Below are 357 nucleotides of genomic sequence, written 5' to 3'. Positions count from 1 at the left end.
CAGTATATGTTCCTGCTTTTGAATACTTATGAATGGGATTCTGCTGGGTTGAAGTAGTTCCGTCTCCGAAACTCCATTTCCATTTAGTTGGTGTCCCTGTGCTTGTATCAGTAAAGGTAACCGTTAATGGTAATTTTCCTGATGTAACACTGCTGGTGAAGTTTGCAACCAGTTTTTCTGTCACTTGTATATAGCCAGTTTTTGTTACCGTGTTACTACCTGCAGCGTTCTTTACTGTTAAGTTTACAGTATATGTTCCTGCTTTTGAATACTTATGAGTAGGATTCTGCTGGGTTGAAGTAGTTCCGTCTCCAAAGTTCCATTTCCATTCTGTCGCATTTTTCGAAATATCGATAA

Annotated in this window: 1 protein-coding gene; it reads right to left on the bottom strand. The window is 38.9% G+C overall.

Annotated elements, in window-relative coordinates:
* On the bottom strand, positions 1-357 hold a 357-nt coding region (locus ASJ81_RS15975), incomplete at both ends, for a PKD domain-containing protein (RefSeq protein ID WP_141241773.1).

The organism is Methanosarcina spelaei (genome assembly GCF_002287235.1).
In the GTDB taxonomy this organism is placed as follows: Archaea; Halobacteriota; Methanosarcinia; order Methanosarcinales; family Methanosarcinaceae; genus Methanosarcina; species Methanosarcina spelaei.
The sequence above is the reverse complement of the archived record's forward strand: the minus strand, read 5'-3'. Positions and strand labels throughout refer to the sequence as shown.